This window comes from Nocardia pseudovaccinii NBRC 100343 (assembly GCF_001613225.1).
Lineage (GTDB): Bacteria > Actinomycetota > Actinomycetes > Mycobacteriales > Mycobacteriaceae > Nocardia > Nocardia pseudovaccinii.
On sequence record NZ_BDBY01000221.1, the window covers coordinates 1 to 23,906 of the forward strand.

The following is a 23,906-nucleotide window of genomic DNA, read 5'->3' on the forward strand; positions in this document are numbered from 1 at the left end:
AGGTCGCGCAATCCAAGGCGGCCGCGACGGCGGAGACCGCGGTCGCCAGCGCCGCCGCGGCGGAATCCGCGCGGTTGGCGGCGTCCAAGACCGCGCAGGCCGCGGAACAGTCGGTGGCGCGGCAGATCGCTGCCGGATACGCGTCCGACGGAGCGGCACTGGAATTGGGCACAGTTGTCGTCGATGGCGCCGTGGATTCGACTGCGCGCGTGCGGATTCCGATGCGCACCATGAACCGGCACGGGTTGGTCGCCGGTGCGACCGGCACCGGTAAGACGAAAACGCTGCAGGGCATCGCCGAACAGCTTTCGCGGGCCGGGGTTCCGGTGGTACTCGCCGATATCAAGGGCGACCTTTCGGGGCTCGCACAGCAGGGGCACGCCGATGAAAAGCTCAGCGCCAGGGCCGCCGAGACGGGTGCGACGGACTGGGCGCCGACCGGTTTTCCGACCGAATTCGTCTCGCTCGGCACCGGCGGTGCGGGGGTGCCGATCCGCGCGACCATCACCGCATTCGGGCCGGTGCTGCTCAGTAAGGTGTTGGAGCTCAACGAAACTCAGGAGTCGACGCTCGGACTGATTTTCCACTGGGCAGATAAGGCGGGTCTCGGTCTGCTGGATCTGAAGGATCTGCGCGCGGTCATCACCCATCTCACGAGTCCGGAGGGCAAGGAGGATCTGAAAGGCATCGGCGGGGTTTCGGCGGCCACCGCAGGAGTGATCCTGCGCGCGCTGGTGAATCTCGAGGCCGATGGCGGCGACACCTTCTTCGGTGAGCCCGAACTGGATCCGGCCGATCTGCTGCGCACCGCGGGCGGTCAGGGCGTGATCACGTTGTTCGAACTCGGTGCGCAGGCGGCGCGGCCGGTGATGTTCTCGACCTTCCTGATGTGGGTGCTCGCCGATCTGTTCCAGACGCTGCCCGAGGTCGGTGATGTCGAAAAGCCCAAGCTGGTCTTTATTTTCGACGAGGCGCACCTGTTGTTCGCGGATGCCTCTAAGGCTTTCCTGGAACAGGTGGAGCAGACGGTCAAGCTGATCCGGTCCAAGGGTGTCGGCGTTTTCTTCTGCACCCAGCTGCCCACCGATATCCCGAATCCGGTACTCTCCCAACTGGGTGCGCGCATTCAGCACGCGCTGCGTGCCTTTACGCCCGACGATCAGAAGGCGCTGTCCAAGACGGTGCGCACCTACCCGAAGACCGGCGTATACGACCTGGAGCAGGCGCTCACTTCGCTGGGCACCGGGGAGGCGATCGTGACGGTGCTCTCCGAGAAGGGCGCGCCGACTCCCGTGGCGTGGACCAGGATTCAGCCGCCGCAGTCGCTGATGGATACCATCGGGGAGGATCAGATCAAGTCGCGGGCGCTGTCCAGCGCGCTGGCCGCCAAATACGGCCAGACCATCGATCGTGAGTCGGCCTACGAGATCATGGCCGCGAAAGATGCTGCGGCACGACAGGAACCGGAGGCGGCTCCGGCGCCGGGGCATTCGAAGGCCGCCCCCGAGGAGGAATCCGCCGCCGAGCGCATCATGAAGAATCCGGCGGTGAAGAGCTTCCTGCGTTCGGCCGCGACCGCCGCGGGCCGCGAGATCAGCCGCAGCATTTTCGGCACCCGCAAGCGCTGAGCCCCGATGACGTCGATCCCGAGCAGTGCGCGGCGGTGCTGGTCTGTGGATCGATGAGACGGTGGACCTTCGCAGTGGGCCGCGGCGAGGATCAAGTAATGCTGCGCAGCGAGCGCTCCACCATCGCGAAACCGTAGTCGAGCATTTCGGTTTCGTAGGCGTGGACCGCGTCGCGCAGTGAACCGGTCCGCTCGGTAATGCGGCGGCAGAGCAGGGCGGCGTCGCGCAGGGCTGTCGCCGCGCTGCTCCCGGCGGGGATCATGGTGTGGATGGCGTCGCCCATCAGTGTGACCGGCCCGGTTGCCCAGTGCGGCAACGGCTTTGCCGTCCGCATCGTGGTGTTGTGGACGGATTCCGAATCGGCATGGCGCACGAGTGCGGCGAGATTCTCCGGCCAGTCGACGATCAGTTTCATGGCGATTTTCTGTAGTTGCTGCTTGTCCATTGCGGACAGGTCGGCCGGAACCGTTGCGGTCGGTGCGGCGACCACCCACATCACATAGTCGTCGCCGTCGCCGGAGGCGAATTCGTGGGCGGCCAGCGACATGAATCGGCCATCGGTACCGGCGATCACGCTGAATCCGTCCAGTGCGGCGTCGGGGGTCAACGCGCGGATCTCGTCGGTCAGCGCTGTTTTGCCATAGATCTCCGCTTGGCCGGTATCGATTACCTCGGCGTCCGGCAGCCATTGGGCGCGGATGCGGGAATGGGTGCCGTCGGCGGCGACCAGCAGATCCGCATCGGTGACCGCGCCGTCGTCGAAGTAGGTCCGGACCCGGCCGTCGTCGAGCAGTTCGAAGCGTTGGAAGGATGCGCCGTGGTGGACGTCGATGCCGGTGAGCAGGATCTTGCGCAGTGTGAGCCGGTCGACGGTCAAATGCCGTCCGTGCACATCCTCATCGGCCCTCGGTGGCACCAGCATCTCTCGGACGACGTGCAGTTGCGGGTCGAGGAACCGTACCCCCGTGCCGCGCTTGCCTGCGGTGGCGAGGATTCGTTCGTAGCGGTCCGACGGCAGACAGCTGCGCAACGCGAGGTCGCCCTCCGGATCGAGCGAGATGCGGTAGCCCTGGCTGTGCTGGTCCGCGGCTTCGCGTTCGTAGAGCTCGACGGTGATTCCGGCGCGGTGCAGGCCCTGTGCGAGCAGGGGCCCGGCCAGCCCGGCTCCCACGATGACAATCTTCATAACCCAAAACTATCTGAATTCAGACGATCTGTCATCGGATATAGTTTGCGCCGTGGCGGATACTTCGGATCAGCTCGGCGCCCAGATCGGTGGTCAGCTCTATCTGGCGCACCGCTATGCGCGTGCGGCGGCCAATCGTGCACTGCGGGAACAGCGGCTCGAGTTGCGTCATCTCGGGGTGCTCGGCTGTCTGGCCGAGGTGGGGCCGCTCAGTCAGCGCGCGTTGGTCGACCGGCTGCAACTGGACAAGTCATCGATGGTCTACATCATCGATGAGCTGGAGCGGCAGGGGCTGGCAGAGCGGCGCAAGGACGAGCGGGATCGTCGCAGCTATGCCGTGCACATCACGCCGAGCGGGCGGGAGCGGCTCGACGCCGCAAATCGCACCGCCGATGCGGCGGTGGTCGAATTGCTCGCGCCGTTCTCGGAGGCCGAACGCCGACAGCTGCATGAACTGCTCGGCCGGTTCATCGCGCGCGCCGCCGGACAGGACTGAGATCGGCCCGTCAGTCGCCGATATCGCGGGCGAGTAGATCGTCGGTGGTTTCCCGGCGGATCAGCTGGCGGGCGCGTCCGTCGCGTACCGCGATCACCGGTGGGCGACCGACGCTGTTGTAGGACGAGGCGAGGCTGTGGTGGTAGGCGCCGGTGCACGGCACCGCGAGCACCTCGCCGGGGCGCAGGTCTGCCGGGAGCCGGATATCGGTGGCCAGCAAATCGCCCGCTTCGCAGTAGCGACCCGCCACCGTCGCGGTCATCTGTGGGCCGCAGGGATGGCGATTGGCAATGACCACTTCGTAATTCGCGCCGTACAGCGCGACGCGGGCGTTATCGCCCATGCCGCCGTCGACGGTGACGTAGGTCCGCCCGCCATCGATATGCTTGACCGACAGCACGCGATACAGCGTCACGCCTGCGCGCGCGACGATGGCGCGACCCGGCTCCAAGGCGATATTCGGGCGCGGGAAGTGGTTGCGCGCGCAGGCCGCGTCCAAGGCGTCGTCGATGATGTCGGCGAGTTCGGCCAGATTCATCTCGGCGTCCCCGCTGCGGTAGGCGACCGCATGTCCGCCGCCGAGGTCGAGATCGGTGAGGATGCAGCCATGATCCGCACGGACCCTTGCCATTTCGCCGATCATCCGGCGCACCGCCTCGCCGTAGTGGTCCGGATCGTAGATCTGGGAACCGAGGTGGCAGTGGAAGCCGATCAGCTCGAGGTTCGGCTGGCGCATAATGCGTTCGACCGCCTCGGCGGCCATATCGCTGCCGAGCGGAAAACCGAATTTCTGGTCCAGCACACCGGTTTTCACGGCCGGATGCCCGTGCACATCGATGCCGGGCGACAGTCGGAGCAGGACCTGCTGTGGTCGGGTGGCCAGTGCCGAGAGCAGGGTGATCTCGGTCATCGAATCGATCACGATCCGGCCGACACCACTTTGCACCGCGGCTTCGAGTTCGTCGAAGGATTTGCCATTGCCGTGCAACACGATTCGCTTCGGGTCGACACCGGCCGCGATGGCGATGGCGAGTTCACCCGCCGAACATACGTCGACTGAAAGTCCTTCCTGAGTAACCCATTCCGCGACCGCGCGGATCATCAGCGCCTTGCCCGCATAGATGATCTCGGCCTCCGGGAAGGCCTTCTTGTAGGCGCGGCAGCGGGTGCGGACCTCGTGCTCGTCGAGTACATAGGTGGCGGTGCCGTACTGGTCGGCGATATCGGCGAGGGCGACCCCGCCGAGGGTGATTCGGCCGTCGTCGTCGTAGTGGGTGTCTTGCGGCCAGACCGCGGAGTCGAGGCGCGAAGGCATTCCCGACCGCAGCGACGGGAAGATCTCGAGCAGCGTCACGTGGTTCTCCTGGGTGTGCCCCCGCTTTCTCGGCATGCGGGGCCGATATCAGGACTACCCCGGTTCGTACTGGTCAGGGGCGACGCTGACGGATCCTTGACGCACCTGAAACATTTCCTGACGGGTTGCTGATCGGCACTATGACGCGGCCAGCGCTCCGCTGAACTGGGCCGATGACGGCGGCGCCGCTACCTCAGCCGCCGAGCTTCTTGTAGAACGCACCGGCGACCGGGGCGGTGAGGGCGCGGGGGCCGTACTGGCCCGCGACGCTCATACCCTTGCTGATCAGGCCGGGGACAACGCGCATCTTGTTGCGGGCCAGGGCGTCGATGGAGATCTTGGCCGTGTATTCGGAGGTGACCCACATGAAGTCGGGCACCATTCGGTCCACGATGGAGGCCTCGGCCGGATCGGGAGTATCGGTGCGGACCGGGCCCGGCGCGAGCAGGGTGACGTGCACGCCGGAGCCTTTCAATTCGCCGCGCAGCGATTCGGAGAAGGTATTGGCGAAGGCCTTGCTCGCCGCATAGGTCGCATTGTTCGGAATCGGCATATTGCCCGCCGCCGACCCGCTGATCAGGATGCCACCGCTACCCCTGGCGATCATGCCGGGCAGCACGGCCAAGGTGAGATCGTGCACCGCGACGGCATTGAGCTCCATCTGGTCCCGCTCATACGCCGGATCCAATTCGGCGACCGCACCGAAGGTTGCGATACCCGCGTTATTGCACAGGATCGAAATATCGCGAGCCGCCAACTCCTCGACCAGCGCCCCCCGCGCCGCCCGATCGGCCAGATCGACCGCCCGCACCTCCGCGGTGATCCCATGCGCCAACGTCAACCGCTGCGCGAGCTCGGTCAACACCTCCCCGCGCCGCGCGACCAGGATCAACGAATACCCGCGAGCAGCAAGCTCAGCAGCAAGCGCCGTCCCGATACCAGAAGAGGCACCAGTAACGACCGCACGATTCTCGGAGGTAGCAGAGGGCAAACTCACGAGAGGAGCCTAGGCGATGCGTGCGGCGCGGCGTCGATGACATCCTGACGTCCGCCGCCGGTTTCGATCGAGACTGCGTCCTTGGAGAGGCGTTCTCGACATTTGCCGCCACCAACACATGGTGATCAACGGTTCAGGACCGCACCGAGGGGCTGACTTGGGTCGAACGCACACATAGTCGGTGTCCAGGTCGGCACCTGCCCTGTCTGGTCCGAGGGGTTGCATCGACACAGCCGAGGGCAGCGGCCCAGTTTCGTCCGCGCACGGCATCGCAGGGACGAAACGTGCGCGGCCCAGGTAGGTCAGGCTGTGGCGAGTGGAGTCGCTACAGGCGGGCCGCGAGGCGGGTGCCTTGGTCGATGGCGCGTTTGGCGTCGAGTTCGGCGGCCAGGTCGGCGCCGCCGATGAGGTGGATGTTGGCGCCGGCGGCGCGCAAGGGCTCTTCGAGTTCGCGGACGGATTCCTGGCCTGCGCAGACGATGACGTTGTCGACCGGGATCAGTTGGGGGCGTTGGCGTTTCTCGCCGAAGCTGATGTGCAGGCCGTTGTCGTCGATGCGTTCGTAGTTGACGCCGCCGACGTGCTCGACGCCTTTCGCCTTCAGCGCCGCGCGGTGCACCCAGCCGGAGGTCTTGCCGAGATCCTTACCGAACGGGGTCGACTTGCGTTGCAGCAGAACAACTTCGCGGGCGGCTGGTGCCGGTTTGGGTTCGGTGAGCTGGCCGCGGTTCTGTTCGTCGGCGGAGTCGACGCCCCACTCTTCCTTCCACTCGTCGAGCTTGAGGGTGGGATGTCCTTCGACGGTCAGGAATTCGCTCACGTCGTAGCCGATGCCGCCCGCACCGATGACGGCGACGCGCTTGCCGACGGGCCGCTCCGCACGCACCAGTTCGGCATAGGACAGCACCATCGGGTGGTCGATGCCGGGGATATTCGGAATGCGCGGGCGTACACCGGTGGCCAGTACGATCTCGTCGTAGCGGGCCGCGAGCAGTTCCGCCGCGGTGACTCGCTTGTTCAGGTGCACGGTCACGCCCGTGACCTCGAGCATCCTGGTGTAATAGCGGATCGACTCGTTGAACTCTTCCTTGCCCGGAATGCGGCGGGCGATATCGAACTGCCCGCCGATCTTGTCGTCGGCCTCGAAAAGGTCCACCCGGTGACCGCGTTCGGCGAGATTGACCGCCGCCGATAGTCCGGCCGGGCCTGCGCCGACGACCGCGACACGCTTGGTGCGCCTAGTCGGGAGCAGTTTCAGTTCGGTCTCGTGACCCGCCCGCGGGTTCAGCAGGCAGGACACGGTCTTGTGCTGGAACGCGTGGTCCAGGCAGGCCTGGTTGCAGGCGATGCAGGTGTTGATCTCGTCGACCCGGTTGGCGGCGGCCTTGTTCACCCATTCCGGATCGGTGAGGAACGGCCGCGCCAGCGAAACCAGTTGCGCGTCACCGCGAGTGAGGATCTCCTCGGCGATCTCCGGCATATTGATCCGGTTGGACGCGCAGACCGGAATGTTCACCTGCCCGGTGATCTTCGCGGTGAATTCGACGAAGGCCGCCCGCGGCACCGAGGTGACGATGGTCGGCACCCGCGCCTCGTGCCAGCCGATATCGGTATTCAGAATGCTTGCGCCAGCCGCTTCGAGTTCCTTTGCCAGCGCGATGATTTCGTCGAAGGTCTGGCCGTTCTCGACCAATTCGGCCATGGACAAACGGAATACGATGATGAAGTCGGGCCCGACCGCCGCGCGGGTGCGGCGGACGATCTCCACCGCGAGCCTGCGCCGGTTCTCCGGCGAGCCGCCCCACTTGTCGGTGCGCTTGTTCGTGCGCGGCGCGAGGAACTGGTTGATGAAATAGCCTTCACCGCCCATGATTTCGCAACCGTCGTAGCCCGCGAACTGGGCCAGCCGGGCACAGCGGGCATAGTCGTCGATGGTCTGCTCGACCCCGCGCGCGGAGAGCTTGCGCGGCCGGAACGGATTGATCGGAGCCTTGATCGAGGATGCCGAAACACTGCCCGGCATATAGGAATAGCGGCCCGCGTGCAGGATCTGGATGGCGATCTTGCCGCCCGCTTCGTGCACAGCCTTCGTGATCACCCGGTGCCGGTAGGCCTCGGACTTATTGGTGAGTTTGGCACCGAAGGGCAGCAGCCAGCCGGTGCGGTTCGGGGCGTAGCCGCCGGTGATGATGAGGCCGACACCGCCGCGGGCGCGTTCGGCGAAATAGGCGGCAAGCCGGTTGGTATCCCAGGCGCGATCCTCCAGGCCGGTATGCATCGATCCCATGATCACGCGATTGCGCAGCGTGGTGTGGCCGAGATCGAGGGGCTCGAAAAGATGGGGGAACGAACTCATCGCTGAGTCTCACCTTTCTTCGGGGCCGCGTGCGGGGCTGTTGCACGCGGTTGCAGGGCTTGCAGTACTTCGTCGCACCATTCGACGAAGCCGGACTCCACGCGGATGCCCGCGCGCAGCACGAGGTACTGGTGCAGCGGGGTGCCGGAGAGCTGATCCGGAGCGGGGAAGTCGCGTTTCTCGATGAGCAGGAAAAGCTCGAGGCGCTGATTGTGCTGCTCGCGATGGCGGACGACCTCATCGCAGAGCGCGCCGATATCGCCGTGTGCGGCGGCGCGAATCTTCACACCGAGCTCATTGCGGGGTATCGAGGTATCGGACGGTGCGGCGATCCAGCGCGCCAGCTCTGCCCGGCCCGCCTCGTTCACCGAGTAGACCTTCTTGTCCGGCCTGCCCTCCTGCGTCACCGCCTCGCTGGTGAGCCAGCCGGATTCCTCCATGCGCTTGAGTACGCGATAGATCTGCTGGTGGGTGGCGCGCCAGAAGAATCCGATGGACTTGTCGAAGCGGCGCGCCAGCTCATAACCCGAACCGGCGCGCTCGGTCAGCGATACCAGCAGCGCATGTTCGAGTGCCATGACGCCAGGTTATCGTTACACCCGGTACTATGCAACTGGGTGCATATCGGTGACGGTATCGAGTGTTGGCCCGCCCGACGGCGAAATCCGCACTAGGCTGCGCCCATGAGCGCCGCATCGCGCAGCGGATTCGATGAGGGTGGTGGCCGGGTGACGGATGAGCCGGAGGTTGACGCGCGGGCGACAGTCGGACAGGCCGCCGGGCGCGGGCAAGTGGTGGCGTGGGGGTTGTGGGACTGGGGGTCCTCGGCATTCAATGCCGTGATCCTGACCTTCGTATTCTCGGTGTACCTCACCGATAAGGTCGGCGACGATCTGCCGGGCGGGGTGGAACCGAGCGCATGGCTCGGCTGGGCCCTCGGCATCGCGGGTTTCGTGGTCGCACTGACCGCGCCGATCAGCGGCCAGCGCTTCGATGCGAGTGCGAAACGTAAACGCTCACTTGGCGTATTGACCGCGCTGACCATCCTGGCGATGGCGCTGATGTTCTTCGTCCACGACGATTACCACGACTTCTGGTTCGGCCTGGTCCTGCTCGGCTTCGGTTCCGCATTCTTCGAATTGGCAGGCGTGCCCTACAACGCCATGCTGCGCCAGGTCTCCACCTCGGCAGATGTCGGCCGGGTCTCCGGATTCGGCTGGGCCATGGGCTATTTCGGTGGCATCTTCATCCTGCTGATCAGCTACTTCGGCTTCATCTCCGGCCACGGTGACAACCGAGGTCTGCTCGGTGTGCCCATCGATGACGGTACGAATATCCGATTGGTCGCGATGCTGGCGGCGGTCTGGTTCGCCGCCTTCGCGCTGCCGGTGCTGTTCGCCGTACCCGAATTACCGCCCACCAATGCCGATCCCGGTGCGGCGAAGGCCGGATTCTTCGGCTCCTACCGGGTGCTGTGGCGGGATCTGCGCGAGCTGTGGGCGGTGGATCGACGCACCGTCGGCTTCCTGATCGCCAGCGCGATCTTCCGCGACGGTCTGGCCGGTGTGTTCACCTTCGGTGCGATCCTGGCCGTGCGGGTCTACGGCATCGCCGACTCCGACGTGCTGCTGTTCGGCATTGCCGCGAATGTGGTTGCGGCGCTCGGCGCGGTCACCGCCGGTCGGTTCGACGACCGCGTCGGCCCGAAGATCGTGATCGTGGTCTCGTTGATCGCCATGGTGATCTGTGGCATCGCGCTGTTGATCGTGTCCGGACCGGCCATGTTCTGGGTCTTCGGTCTACTGCTCACCATCTTCGTCGGCCCCGCTCAATCCGCCGCCCGCTCGTTCCTCACCCGCCTGGCGCCACCCGGCCGCGAGGGCCAGATGTTCGGCCTCTACACCACCACCGGTCGCGCCGTATCTTTCCTGGCCCCAGCACTTTTCGGCTTCTTCGTCTGGGCCTTCGACGCCGACCGCGCGGGCATTGTCGGCATTCTGGTAGTCCTCGCCATCGGTTTGGCGGCGTTGCTGCCGGTTCGTAAGCCGGATCGCGCGATTGAGCCCGCCGGGTAGGGCGAGATCGATTCGCTAGCGCTCGTTGGCGGGCCGCCAGGCGGCCATGCCGAGTGCGATGAGACGGACCTGGCGGATGGTGCGGTCGATGATCGCGGGTTGGTCGCGCGGGGTGGCGGCGACGTAGTCGGCAATGCAGTCGGCGACCGTGGAGACGATCAGGTCGGCGGCCAATTCGAGGTCGTCGGGGGACCAGGAGTCCAGGTCCGGAATGCGCGACAGGTCGACGACCAGTTCGCGGACGATCAATTGCAGTTCGAGTGCGATGGCATGTTGCAGGGCGGCCGAGCCGCCGCGGCGTTCGCGGGTGATGAAGCCGAAGAGTTCGCGTTTGGTGGCGACCTGACCGAAAACGAACCGCACGGTCTCTGAGAGTCGGGCATCGGGCGTGCGGCGCAGTTGACGCAGAGCCAGGCGCAGCGCCCGGATGCCCTCGTCGACCAGGGCCGCGCCGAGATCGTCGAGTGAGGCGAAATGCCGGTAGAACGCGGTCGGGACGATGCCCGCGGAGCGGGCGATCTCCCGCAGGCTCAGCGCGCCGAAGCCGCGTTCGGCGGCCAGCGCGAGCGTGCCGTCGAGCAGGGCCTGTCTGGTGCGCTCCTTGCGCTCGCCCCGGGTAGCTGCGGTCTCGGTCATCATAGTGAGCATACAGCCGTTCACCATTCGTCTATTCCTAGGATGTAGTTCGGGTCACATCAGTTCCTGGTTGACACTGCACCCGGTCCATCGGTCACACTAGTTGAGTGTACAGGCGTGCACTGAAATCTTCGCCGATGAGGGTTCAGGAGTACGCCGCGGCCCGAAAGCAGAGGCAACCGCATGGTGGGACTCATCGACCTGGTGCAAACCCTGACCACACCGCACCCGCTCGATCGCTACCTGGAACTCGTCCGCCCCACGCTGACGGTTCGGGAGTTGCGGGCGGAAATCACCCACGTCCGCCGCTCGGTGCCGGGATCGGTGACGCTGACCCTGCGCCCCACCCGGCAGTGGCGCGGCCACGTCGCGGGGCAATATGTGCAGATCGGCGTCGTCATCGACGGCATCAGGCACACCAGGTGCTATTCACCGGTAAATCCGGCGGGGCGGCGCGACCGGCACCTGCAACTGACGGTCAAGGCGCATCCGGGCGGCCTGGTATCGCAATATCTCTACCGCAACGCCGTACCCGGCATGGTGGTCAGCCTGGAACCGGCCGCCGGTGTCTTCCGACTGCCCGAACCGCGCCCCGAGCGGGTACTGCTGATCAGCGGCGGCAGCGGCATCACCCCGGTGCTGTCGATGCTGCGCACGCTGGCGGATGAGGGCTATCCGGGCGAACTCGCCTTCCTGCACTATGCGAAATCGCCGGAGACGGTGCCGCATCGGGCAGAGCTGGAGGCGATCGCACAGGCGCACAAGAACTTCCGCATCGAACTGCGCTGTCCCGGCGACGGCTCCGGCCATTTCGACTACGACCAACTCGAATCCGTCGCACCCTGGTTCGCCGACGGCGAGACCTACGTCTGCGGTCCCCAGGGCCTGATGGACGCGGTGCGCAAGATCTTCGAGGCAGAGCAGTTGGACGCGCGGCTGCACACCGAGGAATTCACCCTGTCCAGCACGCCCGTCGACGCCGACGAGGCCTTCGGCACGGTCAGTTTCTCGGCCAGCGGACGCAGCGCAGAGAACAACGGTGCGGTCCTGCTGGAGCAGGCCGAGGCCGCGGGATTGACACCGGAGTACGGCTGCCGGATGGGTATCTGCTTCTCCTGCACCGCGGTTCGGCGCAGCGGCTGCACCCGCAATGTGCGCACCGGCGAGACCGACAGCGATCCGGATCAGCCCATCCAGCTCTGCATCAACGCGCCCGTCGGCGACGTCGACATCGATATCTGACAAAGCAAGGGGACCGAAGCAATGACAATTCTGACCGAAACGAAAGACGGCCCGCTGGTACTGAGTCCGGACCAGGTCGAGGAACTCGGCCGGGCCCTCGACGACCTGCGCGCCCGCGTCGTCGCCGATCTCGGCGATGCCGACCGCGAATACATCTACTCGATCATCAAGGCGCAGCGCGGTTTCGAGATCGCCGGGCGCGGCCTGATGTATCTCGGCTTCTTGCCGCCGTTCTGGCTGGCCGCGGTGGCCGCGCTGAGTGTGTCGAAGATCCTCGACAACATGGAGATCGGCCACAATGTCATGCACGGCCAGTACGACTGGATGCGCGAGCGCGGCCTGAATTCCCGTGAGTTCGAATGGGATACGGTCTGCCCGGCGGACCAGTGGAAGCATTCGCACAACTACATGCACCACACCTTCACCAATATCCACGGCATGGACCGCGATATCGGCTATGGCATCCTGCGCATGGACGAGGCTCAGCAGTGGAATCCGCTGCGACTCGGCCAGCCGCTCTACGCTTTCGCGCTGATGGTGCTGTTCGAATGGGGCGTGATGGGCCATGACCTGGAGGCGGAGAACATCATCCGGGGCAAGAAGAGCTGGCCGGACGTCAAGCGATTGCTGAAGGGCCAGTGGCGCAAGGCCGGTCGGCAGGTGCTCAAGGACTACCTCGTCTTTCCGGCACTGACCGGTCCGCTGTTCGTCAGCACACTCGCCGGAAATGCCGCCGCCAATCTGGTGCGCAACCTCTGGGCCTTCTCCATCATCTTCTGTGGCCACTTCCCCACGGGCGTACAGACGTTCACCGAAGAGGAGACCGCCGAGGAGACTCGCGGTGAATGGTACGTCCGGCAGATGCTCGGCTCGGCCAACATCACCGGCAGCAAGCTGTTCCACATCATGTCCGGGAATTTGTCGCATCAGATCGAGCACCACCTCTTCCCGGATCTGCCCGCCAATCGCTATCCGCAGATCGCGCCGGAGGTTCGGGAACTGTGCGAGAAGTATGGATTGCCGTACAACACCGGTTCGCTCGGTAAGCAAGTCGGATCGGTCTGGCTGAAGATTTTCAAGCTGGCACTGCCGCCGTTCTTGGTAGGGAAGGAGTCCACGCCCGGTGTTATCGTGATGCGACAGCGGAACACAACCGAAGTGGGCGTGTGAATGATCGGGAAATTCGAAAGTAACAAGGATCTAATTCAAGAATTGACTTCCTCTGGTGCAAGACATGTCGGAAATATTGCGAACATCATCACCGGCACCGTCGCGGAAGTCACCCGGGAGATCGGTGAGTGGATCACCGACGCCATTGAGATGAACGAGGCCGCGGCCGCCGCGCGCAAGGATGCCGCGGCGCAGCACGGGAATGATCTCGTCGACGAGGCCGACGTGTCCTATGACGCGGAGGTCGAGCCGAGCGCGCCGTTCGTCGAGGCAGAGGTGGTCGAGCCGGAGGCGGAAAACCCCCGGTGATCACCACACCGGCAGCCTGCGCCGGTGCTCGATCACATCGGTGATCAGGTCCTTGTACCCGTCGGCCAGTTCGGCCAAGCGGCTCCACTGCAGCTGGGCGTCATCGTCCAGCTGCAGTGGATGCGGCGGCCCGACCGGTGCCGACATGCCCAATGCGTGTTGTGCCGCAACCCATTTCGCCGCCATTCGATCGATGACCGCGCCCAGCGTCTCGGTGTGCAGCGAGGCGCCGGCGCGGTGCTCCACATTGCCGGCGACCCAATTGTCGATATGGCCGACCAGTTCGGTTCGGTGTGCGTCGAGGTCGTCGACGAGTTGCAGGCACTGTGCTACGCGGCCGCTCGGCGCGTCCGGCGCATGCGCGGCCTGCAGAGCATTGCGCCTGCGTTCATGACATTCGACCAGTGCGCGTCCGGCGGCCAGGACACGGTGTCGGTGTCGATTCGGATCGTCGGGTTCGCGAAATGCACGCAGTAGTGCCGATGGTGATGGCAGCTCGTCGGCTTCGATACGACCTGCTGCTGCATATTGGGTAGGCATGATGCACGCCTCTGCGGTGGCGATGGGTGTGTCTTGGATGCGCCAGGGCCGAGGAGGATTTCGAGGAGGGGCACCCCTCGGCTCCGGCGCAGCCCCGCAGCCGGATCGCCCTCCACACAGTCCACCAGCACGGCAAAGAAACCGGGAAATCCGCGACGATGCGATGAGGAAGACGGCCCGAGAAAATCGGGACCTTTTCAGGAAAGCGCGATAGTCGAATCGGCGCAATAGAATGGTGTAGAAACAGATGAGCTGCCGGGAAATCGTTATGATCCGTTACGGATCGGTCACATAACTGCCGACTTTCCTACCTTCGTGAAATCGCTGAGCGCATGGGCAGCAACCACTTCCGGCGAGGCGCGCGCACGACTCCGTTCGATCGACTAGCCTCGGTGTTTGTGCCCGCCTATGTGTCTTCGCCCGAGTTGACGTTCGGGTTCATGTTCGCGCTGGAAGATCCGGAGCGAATCGCCGAGGTCGTGCGCACGCTCATCCTCCGCAAGACCGTGTCGGTGTTTCGGCTCGCCCGCCTGTCGGACGACGACGGACCGCCCGAACGCTATGTCGTGAACTGGGCGGTGATTCCGCAGATCTCGATCACCACCAGCGCCCCCGACCCGGACGAGCTGGAGGCCGGGCAGATCATGCTGGTGAACGCCTTCCTCGGTGAGGAGGGCGAGGTCAGTCTGTACTCGGCCCAGGGGCAGGCGCCGAGCTGAGGCCTGCGGCAGGGCCGTTGCGGCACTGCGCGATTCGCCGCGACGGCGGCCACCTTTTCGTTGGCGAGTCGGTATCGGAACGTGGTCCGACCGCATGTCCGATACGGGACAATCGGGACATTCCACTCGTTGTCGAGGCATCGAAGCACCTGGAAGGAGCATCGATCATGGAGCCCGAGAAAACCGTCGCTGCCGCGGCTGATCCGGTTCGAGTCCGAGGAGATCTCGATCCCGCGCTATCGCGCTGGATGTGGCTGGTCAAATGGATCCTGGCCATCCCGCACGCCATTATTCTGGTATTCCTGTACATCGCGTATGTGATCGTCTCGGTGGTCGCATTCTTCGCGATTCTGATCACCGGTAACTATCCGCGCGCCCTGTTCGACTTCAATGTCGGCGTCATGCGGTGGGGATGGCGGGTCGGCTTCTACGCCTACTCGGTGCTCGGCACCGATAGGTATCCGCCGTTCAGTCTGCAGTCGGATCCGGATTATCCGGCGGATCTGGAAATCGACTATCCCGAGCAGCTGAGTCGTGGTCTGGTGCTGGTGAAATGGTGGCTGCTGGCCATTCCGCACTATCTGATCCTCGGTGGGATTTTCAGTGCGAGTATGGGCGGCAAGAATGACTGGGGCGCATTCGCGCTGGCCAACGTGTTGTTACTGGTCGCGGTGGTGGCACTGCTGTTCACGGCGGTTTATCCGAAGGGGCTGTTCGACTTCCTGCTCGGCGTGCACCGGTGGGCCATCCGTGTGGTCGCCTACGCCTCGCTCATGCGTGACGAATACCCGCCGTTCCGACTCGACCAGGGCGCTCGCGAACCCGAAAACAACTGAATATCAATCGAATCGCCGAGCCGGGCAGCGGCGTCGGTCACCAAGCGGATTCATAGATCCGCCGGACCACGTCCTCGATGTCCGGCTCCTCTATGGACAGGTCGCGCACCTCGGCGCGGTCGGAGACCGCGGCGAGAACCTGTGCGGCGGTGGTGGATTCGGCGTCGAAAGCCAATCGCTGGCGCATGCCCCCGCCCTCGCTGGTCAACAGTTCGGCGCTCGGTAGATCGTCCAGATTGCGAGTCGGTTCGGCCAGATCGACGACCAGCACCCGCCGCGCGCCCACCCGCACCGCCAGGCCGGTCAGTGAACCGTCGTACACCAGACTGCCGCGGTCGACGACGAGCACCCGGTCACACAGCCGCTCGATATCGCCCATATCGTGCGTGGTCAGCAACAGCGTGGTGCCGCGCTCGGTGCGTTCGGCCCGTAGGAACTCACGTAGTCGCTGTTTCGACAGCACGTCGAGACCGATGGTCGGTTCGTCGAGGATGACCAATTCGGGGGAGTGCAGCAGCGCCGCGGCGACCTCGGCCCGCATGCGCTGGCCGAGCGAGAGCTGGCGCACCGGAGTGTCGAGCGTCTCGGCCATCTCCAGTTGTTCGACCAACTCGTAGGTACGTTTATGCGCGACATCGGATTCCAGCCGGTGGATCGCGGCTAGAATCGAAAACGATTCGCGCAGTGGCAGATCCCACCACAGCTGGGAGCGCTGCCCGAAAACCACCCCGATCCGGGCGGCGAGTTCGCGCCGCTGCCGCACCGGATCCAGGCCGCAGGTGCGCACGGTGCCCGAGGTGGGGACCAGGATGCCGGTCAGCATTTTGATGGTGGTCGACTTGCCCGCCCCGTTCGCGCCGATATAGCCCACCGCCGAACCGCGTTCGATGCGAAATGTCATCCGGTCCACCGCGGTGAGCGTTTCGCGGCTGGGTCGCCAGCGCTGCCCGTTCTTCCGATATAGAATGAATTGCCTTGTCAGGTTCTCGATCTCGATGATCGAGTCCGATAGCTCGCTGTCCGCCACGCTTATCCGCCGCCTCCCTGATAGTGCCGAGTGCCTAGTCGCCACAAACCCAACGCGAGCAGCCACACCCACAGCGCCGCCAACGGTGCGCACCAGGCCAGCCAGGGTGGCAGCAGCGGTGGGCCGGGTAGGTGCAGCAGTGCGATGGTCGGTAGATACGCCGTGAAGGCGACCGGGATGGCGAAGCCGAATACCAGCTTCAGCGATGTCGGAAACACCGAAGCCGGTTGCATGGCGGCGAAGGAGCCGCCGTAGGTGAAGCTGTTGGTCAGTTCCGCACCGTCGATCAGGTAGAACTGCGCGCCTGCGGCGCAGACGAACACGCCGCCGAACAGGGCGATGCCGCTGAGCAGGGTCATGACCAGCAGTGCGAGAGTTTGCGGGCCCCAAGTGAGATCGTTGCGAACGAGGCCGAGTCCGAGCACGATGATCGCCACCGAGGCGCGGGCGAATCGGCGCAGCGAGATGTCACTGGTGATGAGCTGCAACAGGAGTGGCTGGGGACGTAGATGATAGACGTCGAGCACGCCGAGCCGGATGAGTGTCGGCAGTGAATCCAGGTGCCCGAACAGCACTTGCGCCAGTGCGAATCCGGAATTGCTGAGGCCGAACAGCAGTAGTGCGCCGTCCAGATCGAGCCCGCCGAGCACCCGGACATTGTGGTAGATGACCCACACCTCGGCGAATTCGACGATGCCGATCAAGAAGGCGCTGAATACTTCACTGGCGAAGGACAATCGGTATGTGCGCTGGGCTCGCATCCGCGACCGCAGCACCGCCGCGTAGGGGGTGAACCAGGTACCGGCCGGTACGGGCGTATACGGGGGCTCAGCCACCCTGCACCTCCAGCCTGCGGCGCCCGGCCGCCAGCAGCGCCCGGCCCACCGCACCGACCGCGAGTACCCAGAACACCTGTGCGGCAACGACCGTCACGGCATCCATCCCGGTGACACGACCCGACAGGATGTCGATCGGCGACTGCAGGATCGACGGGAACGGAGTGGCATGCGCGACGGTGCGCAGCCATGCCGGGAACATGTGGACCGGCACGAACAGCCCGGCCAGAAACGTGCCGCAAATCTGGTATAGCACTCGGAGCCCGCGGGTTTCCACCACCCAGAATCCGATCAATCCGACTGCGAAAAGGCATAGAAATGACAACGCTACGGCCAGCACCACGCTGACCAGCCCGAGCAGGTAGGGCCCCGGTGTGCTGGGCATGACCAGCCCGAAGGTAAGCACGCCGACCAGTACGCTCGGCACGCCGCGCGGCAGGATCGTGCACGACGCGCGGCCGAGATCGATGGCCAGATAACTGAATTGGACATCGACCGGACGCAAGAAGTCGATGGCGATATCGCCGTTCTTGACCCGATCCACCAATTCCAGTGGTGGTCCCATGAATTGGGTCGCACCGAGCAGGGCCTGGGACAGCCAGACGTAGGCGCCGATCGATCCCGCGTCGTAACCACTGAAGCCGCCGGATGCGCGCACCGCGGCCATCATCACCGCCGCGCGCACGAATCCGAAGACGCAGTTGGTGAACAGACCGGCGAACATCGCTAGTTTGTACTGGGATTGGCGCCGGAAACCGGCTCGAACCAGGTAGAGGTACAGCCGCGCGGTCCGGAGTGCGTGCAGTGCGGCTAGCTGCGATCTGTTGCCCTCCACACTGCCGCGCACAAACGGTTAACTCTACGGTGCGTCGGGGGACGCGCGGTAGGTAAGCACGCGATTTTTGGAAAAGTGCGACAAACCCGCTGCACCAATGTTAGAAACGCAGTCACTTCAGATTTGCCCCGTGGGCGCTCGCGCACGACAGGAAGGAACGTCGATGACTGTCGCCGCCAGCGACTGCTCGCAGGTCGCTCGAAACAACACCGCGTTGACCGTTTTCGAGACGCTCGAGTCGAATGTGCGCGGGTACTGCCGGGCTTGGCCGACCGTCTTCGACACCGGCAGCGGGGCCTGGCTGCGCGATGAGAACGGCAAGGACTACCTGGACTTCTTCGCGGGCGCGGGCGCACTCAATTACGGCCACAACAATCCGGTGCTGAAGCGGGCGCTGCTGGACTACATCGTCGGCGACGGGATCACGCACAGCCTCGACATGTCGACCGTCGCCAAGCGGCGGCTGCTCGAGGCTTTGCGCGACACGATCTTCGAGCCACGCGGACTCGATTACAAGGTGCAGTTTCCCGGTCCGACCGGCGCGAATGCGGTCGAGGCCGCGTTGAAGCTGGCGCGCAAGGTCACCGGACGTCAGACCGTTCTCAACTTCACCAACGCCTTCCACGGGATGTCGCTCGGCGCGTTATCGGTGACCGGGAATGCCGCCAAACGCGCGGCTGCCGGTGTGCCACTGCCGCATGCGATGCCCATGCCCTACGACGGCTTCCTCGATGCGGCCGACGACCTGCACTGGATGCGGCGGGCCCTGGACGACTCGTCCTCGGGTTTGGACAAGCCCGCCGCGGTGATCGTGGAGACGGTGCAGGGCGAGGGCGGGGTGAATGTCGCACGCTCACAATGGCTGCGGCAGTTGGCCGAATTGTGCCGAGCGCGCGGAATTCTGCTGATCGTCGACGATGTGCAGATGGGTTGCGGACGGACCGGTGGGTTTTTCTCGTTCGAGTTCGCGGGTATCACTCCCGACATCGTGACGCTGTCGAAATCCATCGGCGGGTACGGGTTGCCCATGGCGCTGGTGCTCTTCAAACCCGAACTCGATCAGTGGGCACCCGGTGAGCACAATGGCACCTTCCGCGGCAACAATGCGGCATTCGTCACCGCGCGGGTTGCGCTCGAGCACTACTGGTCCGATAGCGCGCTGGAGATTTCGACGGTGGCCAAAGGGGAGCGCACGGCGCGCGCGCTCGCCGAAATCGCGGCGGCGTTCCCCGGTGTCTCGACGCGCGGGCGCGGGCTGGTGCACGGCATCGTGTTCGAGGAAGCGTCGCGCGCCGGCAAGGTGTCCCAACTCGCCTTCGAGCGCGGGCTGCTCGTCGAGACCTCCGGTTCGGCCGACGAGGTGGTAAAGCTGCTGCCGCCGTTGACAATCAGCGAGGACGAGTTGGATCGCGGGTTGTCGCTGCTCGCCGGTGCGGTGGAGGAGATCTGCGGATAGTCACTTGCTGCCGATATTGATCACCGGGTGCGCGCTCGGATCCAGCCACCGCATAACGGCTTCGAGGTCGGCAGCCGGAATCGATACGCACCCGGCGGTCGGGCGTCCGGTCTCGACATGGAGGAAGAAGGCCGAACCCGCGCCCGCGACGACGGGCTGACGGTTGTAGTCGATCACCACGGCATGTTCGTACGCCGGACCGGCCTGGCCCAGGTTCTCGCTGGCATGTTCATCGAATTCGCAAGTGCCGGTGGCGCATTGCGCGTAGTGGTTGTAACTCGGCGAGCCGGTATCGGAGACCCACCAGTCCTGTGCGCCGACCTGGCGATAGGGGAGGCGGGTTCCGTTGTTCGGCGCGATCCCGAAAGCCTCGCTCAGCGTCCACACACCGATTGGAGTATGCGCCGAGTCCTCGCTGGCACGGCCGATGCCGTCGCGCCCGACATACGCCCGCAGCGGACCGACAGCGGCGCGCCAGCCACCTGAAATGCGTTGCCACGCAGTCAGTGTCGCGGTGGTATCGGCGGCGTTCGTGGCGACGACGGTGACGACTTGGTCAGCATCGCCGTGATAGGGAAGGGGCAGATCGGACCTGGGTGTGCTGGTGCAGGCGGCGACGCCGGACAGCAGCACGATGAGCAGCGTTATGCGTTTCGACAACTGAAACCTCCCGACGGGCGTCGACCCTAATACAGATCCCGCCCGCACCGCCGCAGGCGGATTCGAGTGTCCGCACACGGGTACGCGATGAGCATTTCCGCGACATAGAGGAGGTCGAATAATGACCGAAGGCAAGGTTGGAAGTCTGCGCACTGTCGTGCTGGATTGCCCGGATCCACCGAAGCTGGCCGAGTTCTATGCCCGGCTGCTCGGCGCCGAACCGACCGATGCGCCGGATGACACCTGGGTCGTCATCGAAGAACCCGGCGGCAGGCGCTTGGCGTTCCAATACGCGCCGCAGTATCGACCACCGCGTTTCCCGGATCCGGAAGCGTCCCAGCAGCTGCATTTCGATGTGCTGGTGGACGAGATCGAAGCGGCCGAGCCGAAAGCGCTCGCGCTCGGCGCACGACTGGTGCAGGCCAACGACGACAAGCAGTTCCGTGTTTATGCCGATCCCGTCGGACACACCTTCTGCCTCATTTGGCTGTAGGGGCCGGTCTGCGCGCTGGACCTGCGGGTTTATTCGTTTGTCTACACAGCGCACGGGTATGACGCAGGTGACTGCCACTAACCGGCAGTCATCGAAATCAGTCGCACGAAACGGGCGCCTGTTCGGACGCCTGGTTCGGGAGAGGCGGTCACCATGGCCGCGCATCACGCGCAAACCTCAGCCGCGCATTGGACGCCGCTGCGCATCGCGGCGGCGGCGGTCGGCGCGGTGTTCCTGGTGGTCGGCGTGCTCGGCTTCATACCGGGCATCACCACGAATTACGACAGCATGGAATGGGCCGGACACAGCTCCGACGCCCAGCTCCTCGGGTTGTTCAACGTCTCTATCCTGCACAACATCGTCCACCTGGTGTTCGGCGTAGCGGGCTTGCTGGCATCGCGCACAGCGCTCGCGTCCCGGGCGTTCCTGCTCGGCGGCGGCCTCATCTATCTGGTGCTGTGGTTGTACGGGTTGGTCATCGACCAGCACAGCGATGCGAACTTCGTCCCGGTGAACACCGCTGACAACTGGCTGCACTTCGCCCTCGGCGTCGGCATGGTCGCCGTCGGGGCGGCGCTCGGGTGGTCGGGCAGCAGAAGCGTAACCGGGTCGCCGCGCCCGTCGATTCAATAGGTATGAGCCGATGAAGCCCGCTCGGACGTGCGCCGAGCGGGGTTTGTCCATGTTCCGGGCTTGCGCTGGTGCATCAATTGGCGACTCGGGGGAATGCCGGGGGATAGGAGTCGCGGTTGCTCGCGGGCTCCGTCGTAGGAGGTGATGGAGGTGTCGGAGTCGCCGACGTGGCCGGTGCGGAGCTGGCGAATGCAGCCCTGGAATCCCAGTCCGCTGATGCGGGTCTCCGATCGGGTGGAGGGGTTCGTCCGCATTCTGGCCGTCCTGGTACTGCTGATCGCGGTACCGACCGCCGCTGCGGCCGGTACCGCGGCCTATAGCTCGGCATCCGAACGGATCCACACCGAAAACGCGACGAAAATCGTCGTGACAGGGACCATTATCGGCACCCCCGCCCGGGTCTCCGCACCCGTCGCGGACCGCAACGGAACGGTGCGCGACCACTTCGAGGCGCAGGTGTCCTGGACCCACGACGGCAAGTCCGGCACCGCGATCGTCGGTGTCCCCGATCTCGCCGCACCCGGTCAGCCCGCCCCCGTCTGGCTTGGCCCGGACGGAACACCGACCACCCCTCCCGAACGGTCGAGTGCCGCCGCCGTGCACGGCATCGGTGTCGGCATCGCTGTTCTACTCGAAATTTGGTGCGGCGCGACAGCAGTCGTCTGGTCCACCATGTGGGCGCTGAACCATCGCCGCCACATCCGGTTGGACCGGGAGTGGCGTCAATTCAGCCACCCCACAGGTCAGGGCAGCCAATAAGGGGCTGTGGTGATCACTTGCTCAGGGCTTTGCCGCCGTTCGGTGCCACTGCGAACCAGGTTCCGCCGACACCTTGCCCGAGCAGATCACCCGGCTTGGTGTCTTTCGAGAAGTAGTACACCGGCCAGCCGCCGATGGTGATTTGGCATGTGCCGTCGGCACGTTCGATGAATCCGACGAGCTGGGGATCGACCCCCGCGGCATAGAGCACCTGGTCGCGGGCCACGGTCAGCGGCGGCCAGGTCACGGCGCATTGTCCGGAGCAGTTGGATACCGACGGTGCCGCCGTGTCCTTGTCGAACCGGTACAGCGACCGGCCCGATCCGTCCGAAACATACTGTCCGACAGTAGGATTGCTGGTCACACGGAGCTGGACCGCATTCGTGGTACCGGCCGGCGCGGTGCCGTCGTAGATCTTCAGCCAGCCTTGCGTTTTCGCTACCGCCGGTGCCTGCCCCGCGACGGTGGCCGCAGTCGTCTGTGGCACCGCCTCGCCGCCTTTCTCGCCACCACAGGCGCTCAGCAGACCAGCGAGAACGACAGCGGCGGCCGCGATCGGCACGGTGATTTGCTGAAAACGTCTGGCTGAACTCATCTTTCGAACCCTTCGTCGCAATTCGACGATGCGCGTATCGCAACTCGTCCCCCGTACTACGAGCCAACGCGACCACTGGTTCAACCGATTACAGCGTATCGATGAGCGCCGATACCTCGCGGGCGCAACCGTGGGCGATGGTGATGCCGGAGCCGCCGTGGCCGTAGTTGTGGACCACGGGAACCGATGACGCGTCGGCCTGCGCGATCTCCAGGCGGACTTCGGCGCGACCGGGCCGCAGTCCGACGACTGTTTCGATAATCTCCGCGCCGGTCAGCTGCGGTACGAGATCTCGGCATCGACGCAGGATCGACTGTGTCAGTCGCGGATCGGGAGTGCGGTCCCATGCGCCCGTCTCCAATGAGCCGCCGAGGATGCAGTCGTGGGTGCGGGGATGGACATAGGCTCGTCCGAGGGGGTGTGCTTCGTCACGTACCGACACCGAGATACCCGGATTGGTGATGCGCACGATCTGGCCGCGGATCGGGTAGACCTCGGCATCATCTGCCAGCGGACCGGCACGCAGGCCCGCGCAGTTCACGATGACATCGGGCGCCAAATCGTCGAGCTCGTCCAGACTCCCGATCGTCCGCCGAACCCAGTACGCGCCCGCCTCCCGAACCTGAGATGCCAACCACGGCAGGAAGATCGGCATCTCGAGCAGCGGAACGGCGAACCGGAACCCGCATCGGTACTGCGGCGGGAGTTCGTCCGCCCGCGCCCGCCGGAACGCTCGGACGGCCCCGGACCAGGATGGTGTCGCCGGTTCGTCGCGATAGACGGCGAGCGATTCACACATGCGCGCGCCAGGGGTACCGGCTCGCGCGAGTCGTTCCAGATGGGTGAACGTTTCGACGCTCCAGGCGGCAACGCGCTCGGTCGGCCCGGCCGCGGTGGGGAACCACACCGCGGCGGCCAGAAACGATGTCGTCGAGTCGATGGGCTCCGCGCTCACCACCACGACATGGTGCCCGCCGCGCAGCAGTTCGAATGCCGTTGACAGGCCAACGATTCCGGATCCGACTACCACCGCTCGCACGGCGAATATTTTACCACCATTGAGTGTAC

25 protein-coding genes are annotated in these 23,906 nt (G+C 65.0%); 12 read left to right on the forward strand and 13 right to left on the reverse strand.

Annotated features, from left to right (window positions below):
- On the forward strand, positions 1-1,628 hold a 1,628-nt coding region (locus NP3_RS27990; RefSeq protein WP_063044596.1), incomplete at its 5' end, for a helicase HerA-like domain-containing protein.
- A 91-nt stretch (positions 1,629-1,719) separates the two neighbouring features.
- Here NP3_RS27990 and NP3_RS27995 read toward each other — a convergent pair.
- Entirely contained in the window at positions 1,720-2,814 is a 1,095-nt protein-coding gene (locus NP3_RS27995) for an FAD-dependent oxidoreductase (protein WP_063044597.1), read from the reverse strand.
- 52 nt (positions 2,815-2,866) lie between these two features.
- On the opposite strand from NP3_RS27995, the gene NP3_RS28000 reads away from it, so the two are divergent.
- The gene (locus NP3_RS28000) at positions 2,867-3,310 is read left to right on the forward strand and encodes a MarR family winged helix-turn-helix transcriptional regulator (RefSeq protein WP_063044598.1); all 444 of its coding nucleotides are present in this window, start codon (positions 2,867-2,869) and stop codon (positions 3,308-3,310) included.
- A gap of 10 nt (positions 3,311-3,320) precedes the next feature.
- Here NP3_RS28000 and lysA read toward each other — a convergent pair whose 3' ends face one another.
- From lysA to NP3_RS28020, 4 genes are all read right to left on the reverse strand, one after another.
- A complete protein-coding gene (lysA, locus tag NP3_RS28005; RefSeq protein ID WP_063044599.1) occupies positions 3,321-4,664 on the reverse strand; it encodes a diaminopimelate decarboxylase in 1,344 nt (447 codons plus the stop codon).
- Between the two features lie 193 nt (positions 4,665-4,857).
- Positions 4,858-5,661 carry a mycolate reductase gene (gene cmrA, locus NP3_RS28010; RefSeq protein ID WP_063044600.1) on the reverse strand — a complete coding sequence of 268 codons (804 nt, stop codon included), beginning with the start codon at positions 5,659-5,661 and terminating at the stop codon, positions 4,858-4,860.
- 325 nt (positions 5,662-5,986) lie between these two features.
- On the reverse strand, positions 5,987-8,017 hold the full coding sequence (locus NP3_RS28015; protein WP_063044601.1) for an NADPH-dependent 2,4-dienoyl-CoA reductase: 2,031 nt from the start codon (positions 8,015-8,017) through the stop codon (positions 5,987-5,989).
- Entirely contained in the window at positions 8,014-8,595 is a 582-nt protein-coding gene (locus NP3_RS28020) for a PadR family transcriptional regulator (protein ID WP_063044602.1), read from the reverse strand. Before NP3_RS28020 ends, NP3_RS28015 begins: the two co-directional genes overlap by 4 nt.
- 105 nt (positions 8,596-8,700) lie before the next feature.
- Here NP3_RS28020 and NP3_RS28025 point away from each other — a divergent pair, with 105 nt between their 5' ends.
- Positions 8,701-10,092: an MFS transporter gene (locus tag NP3_RS28025; RefSeq protein ID WP_063044603.1), complete on the forward strand. Its 1,392-nt coding sequence runs from the start codon at positions 8,701-8,703 to the stop codon at positions 10,090-10,092.
- Positions 10,093-10,107: 15 nt separating this feature from the next.
- Here NP3_RS28025 and NP3_RS28030 read toward each other — a convergent pair whose 3' ends face one another.
- Complete coding sequence (locus NP3_RS28030) at positions 10,108-10,728, reverse strand: TetR family transcriptional regulator (RefSeq protein WP_245721142.1); 621 nt, start codon at positions 10,726-10,728, stop codon at positions 10,108-10,110.
- A gap of 183 nt (positions 10,729-10,911) precedes the next feature.
- Between NP3_RS28030 and NP3_RS28035 the strand changes: the two genes are divergently transcribed.
- From NP3_RS28035 to NP3_RS28045, 3 genes are read left to right on the forward strand one after another with little or no spacing between them, the layout of a single operon-like run.
- A complete protein-coding gene (locus NP3_RS28035) occupies positions 10,912-11,970 on the forward strand; it encodes a ferredoxin reductase (protein ID WP_063044605.1) in 1,059 nt (352 codons plus the stop codon).
- A gap of 21 nt (positions 11,971-11,991) precedes the next feature.
- Positions 11,992-13,140, forward strand: a complete 1,149-nt coding sequence (locus NP3_RS28040) for a fatty acid desaturase family protein (RefSeq protein ID WP_063044606.1) — start codon at positions 11,992-11,994, stop codon at positions 13,138-13,140.
- On the forward strand, positions 13,141-13,449 hold the full coding sequence (locus tag NP3_RS28045; RefSeq protein WP_063044607.1) for a hypothetical protein: 309 nt from the start codon (positions 13,141-13,143) through the stop codon (positions 13,447-13,449).
- On the opposite strand, the gene NP3_RS28050 is transcribed toward NP3_RS28045, so the two are convergent.
- A complete protein-coding gene (locus NP3_RS28050) occupies positions 13,450-13,989 on the reverse strand; it encodes a DUF4254 domain-containing protein (protein ID WP_063044608.1) in 540 nt (179 codons plus the stop codon).
- Between the two features lie 398 nt (positions 13,990-14,387).
- Between NP3_RS28050 and NP3_RS28055 the strand changes: the two genes are divergently transcribed.
- Both NP3_RS28055 and NP3_RS28060 read left to right on the forward strand, forming a co-directional pair.
- Complete coding sequence (locus NP3_RS28055; RefSeq protein WP_062992119.1) at positions 14,388-14,708, forward strand: hypothetical protein; 321 nt, start codon at positions 14,388-14,390, stop codon at positions 14,706-14,708.
- A gap of 167 nt (positions 14,709-14,875) precedes the next feature.
- Positions 14,876-15,544, forward strand: a complete 669-nt coding sequence (locus NP3_RS28060) for a DUF4389 domain-containing protein (RefSeq protein WP_063044609.1) — start codon at positions 14,876-14,878, stop codon at positions 15,542-15,544.
- 37 nt (positions 15,545-15,581) lie between these two features.
- Here NP3_RS28060 and NP3_RS28065 read toward each other — a convergent pair whose 3' ends face one another.
- From NP3_RS28065 to NP3_RS28075, 3 genes are all read right to left on the reverse strand, one after another.
- A complete protein-coding gene (locus tag NP3_RS28065; protein WP_373864792.1) occupies positions 15,582-16,445 on the reverse strand; it encodes an ABC transporter ATP-binding protein in 864 nt (287 codons plus the stop codon).
- A 128-nt stretch (positions 16,446-16,573) separates the two neighbouring features.
- Positions 16,574-17,407, reverse strand: coding sequence for an ABC transporter permease (locus tag NP3_RS28070; RefSeq protein ID WP_063044611.1), 834 nt, complete (start codon positions 17,405-17,407; stop codon positions 16,574-16,576).
- Positions 17,400-18,254 carry an ABC transporter permease gene (locus NP3_RS28075; RefSeq protein WP_245721143.1) on the reverse strand — a complete coding sequence of 285 codons (855 nt, stop codon included), beginning with the start codon at positions 18,252-18,254 and terminating at the stop codon, positions 17,400-17,402. The genes NP3_RS28070 and NP3_RS28075 overlap by 8 nt, the downstream gene beginning before the upstream one ends.
- A gap of 151 nt (positions 18,255-18,405) precedes the next feature.
- On the opposite strand from NP3_RS28075, the gene ectB reads away from it, so the two are divergent.
- The gene (ectB, locus tag NP3_RS28080) at positions 18,406-19,698 is read left to right on the forward strand and encodes a diaminobutyrate--2-oxoglutarate transaminase (RefSeq protein WP_063044612.1); all 1,293 of its coding nucleotides are present in this window, start codon (positions 18,406-18,408) and stop codon (positions 19,696-19,698) included.
- Here the strand turns inward: ectB and NP3_RS28085 are convergent, their stop codons facing one another.
- On the reverse strand, positions 19,699-20,358 hold the full coding sequence (locus tag NP3_RS28085) for a L,D-transpeptidase family protein (RefSeq protein WP_218024947.1): 660 nt from the start codon (positions 20,356-20,358) through the stop codon (positions 19,699-19,701).
- 121 nt (positions 20,359-20,479) lie between these two features.
- Between NP3_RS28085 and NP3_RS28090 the strand changes: the two genes are divergently transcribed.
- The 3 genes from NP3_RS28090 (at position 20,480) to NP3_RS28100 (ending at position 22,243) form a co-directional block, all read left to right on the forward strand.
- Positions 20,480-20,851, forward strand: coding sequence for a VOC family protein (locus NP3_RS28090; RefSeq protein ID WP_063044613.1), 372 nt, complete (start codon positions 20,480-20,482; stop codon positions 20,849-20,851).
- Between the two features lie 153 nt (positions 20,852-21,004).
- Positions 21,005-21,484, forward strand: a complete 480-nt coding sequence (locus NP3_RS28095) for a DUF4383 domain-containing protein (protein WP_063044614.1) — start codon at positions 21,005-21,007, stop codon at positions 21,482-21,484.
- A gap of 189 nt (positions 21,485-21,673) precedes the next feature.
- Entirely contained in the window at positions 21,674-22,243 is a 570-nt protein-coding gene (locus NP3_RS28100) for an Rv1733c family protein (protein WP_157124585.1), read from the forward strand.
- 13 nt (positions 22,244-22,256) lie between these two features.
- On the opposite strand, the gene NP3_RS28105 is transcribed toward NP3_RS28100, so the two are convergent.
- Both NP3_RS28105 and NP3_RS28110 read right to left on the reverse strand, forming a co-directional pair.
- The gene (locus NP3_RS28105; RefSeq protein WP_063044616.1) at positions 22,257-22,838 is read right to left on the reverse strand and encodes a hypothetical protein; all 582 of its coding nucleotides are present in this window, start codon (positions 22,836-22,838) and stop codon (positions 22,257-22,259) included.
- A gap of 88 nt (positions 22,839-22,926) precedes the next feature.
- On the reverse strand, positions 22,927-23,877 hold the full coding sequence (locus tag NP3_RS28110; protein ID WP_063044617.1) for an FAD-dependent oxidoreductase: 951 nt from the start codon (positions 23,875-23,877) through the stop codon (positions 22,927-22,929).
- Positions 23,878-23,906 lie beyond the last annotated feature (29 nt).

Excerpts from the sequence above, each read along its gene's own strand:
- NP3_RS27995 (WP_063044597.1), bottom strand. The coding sequence starts at position 2,814 with ATGAAGATTGTCATCGTGGGAGCCGGGCTGGCCGGGCCCCTGCTCGCA.
- NP3_RS28015 (WP_063044601.1), bottom strand. The coding sequence starts at position 8,017 with ATGAGTTCGTTCCCCCATCTTTTCGAGCCCCTCGATCTCGGCCACACC.
- NP3_RS28020 (WP_063044602.1), bottom strand. The coding sequence starts at position 8,595 with ATGGCACTCGAACATGCGCTGCTGGTATCGCTGACCGAGCGCGCCGGT.
- NP3_RS28025 (WP_063044603.1), top strand. The coding sequence starts at position 8,701 with ATGAGCGCCGCATCGCGCAGCGGATTCGATGAGGGTGGTGGCCGGGTG.
- NP3_RS28030 (WP_245721142.1), bottom strand. The coding sequence starts at position 10,728 with ATGACCGAGACCGCAGCTACCCGGGGCGAGCGCAAGGAGCGCACCAGA.
- NP3_RS28035 (WP_063044605.1), top strand. The coding sequence starts at position 10,912 with ATGGTGGGACTCATCGACCTGGTGCAAACCCTGACCACACCGCACCCG.
- NP3_RS28040 (WP_063044606.1), top strand. The coding sequence starts at position 11,992 with ATGACAATTCTGACCGAAACGAAAGACGGCCCGCTGGTACTGAGTCCG.
- NP3_RS28045 (WP_063044607.1), top strand. The coding sequence starts at position 13,141 with ATGATCGGGAAATTCGAAAGTAACAAGGATCTAATTCAAGAATTGACT.
- NP3_RS28050 (WP_063044608.1), bottom strand. The coding sequence starts at position 13,989 with ATGCCTACCCAATATGCAGCAGCAGGTCGTATCGAAGCCGACGAGCTG.
- NP3_RS28060 (WP_063044609.1), top strand. The coding sequence starts at position 14,876 with ATGGAGCCCGAGAAAACCGTCGCTGCCGCGGCTGATCCGGTTCGAGTC.
- NP3_RS28065 (WP_373864792.1), bottom strand. The coding sequence starts at position 16,445 with ATGACATTTCGCATCGAACGCGGTTCGGCGGTGGGCTATATCGGCGCG.
- ectB (WP_063044612.1), top strand. The coding sequence starts at position 18,406 with ATGACTGTCGCCGCCAGCGACTGCTCGCAGGTCGCTCGAAACAACACC.
- NP3_RS28090 (WP_063044613.1), top strand. The coding sequence starts at position 20,480 with ATGACCGAAGGCAAGGTTGGAAGTCTGCGCACTGTCGTGCTGGATTGC.
- NP3_RS28095 (WP_063044614.1), top strand. The coding sequence starts at position 21,005 with ATGGCCGCGCATCACGCGCAAACCTCAGCCGCGCATTGGACGCCGCTG.
- NP3_RS28100 (WP_157124585.1), top strand. The coding sequence starts at position 21,674 with ATGCAGCCCTGGAATCCCAGTCCGCTGATGCGGGTCTCCGATCGGGTG.
- NP3_RS28105 (WP_063044616.1), bottom strand. The coding sequence starts at position 22,838 with ATGAGTTCAGCCAGACGTTTTCAGCAAATCACCGTGCCGATCGCGGCC.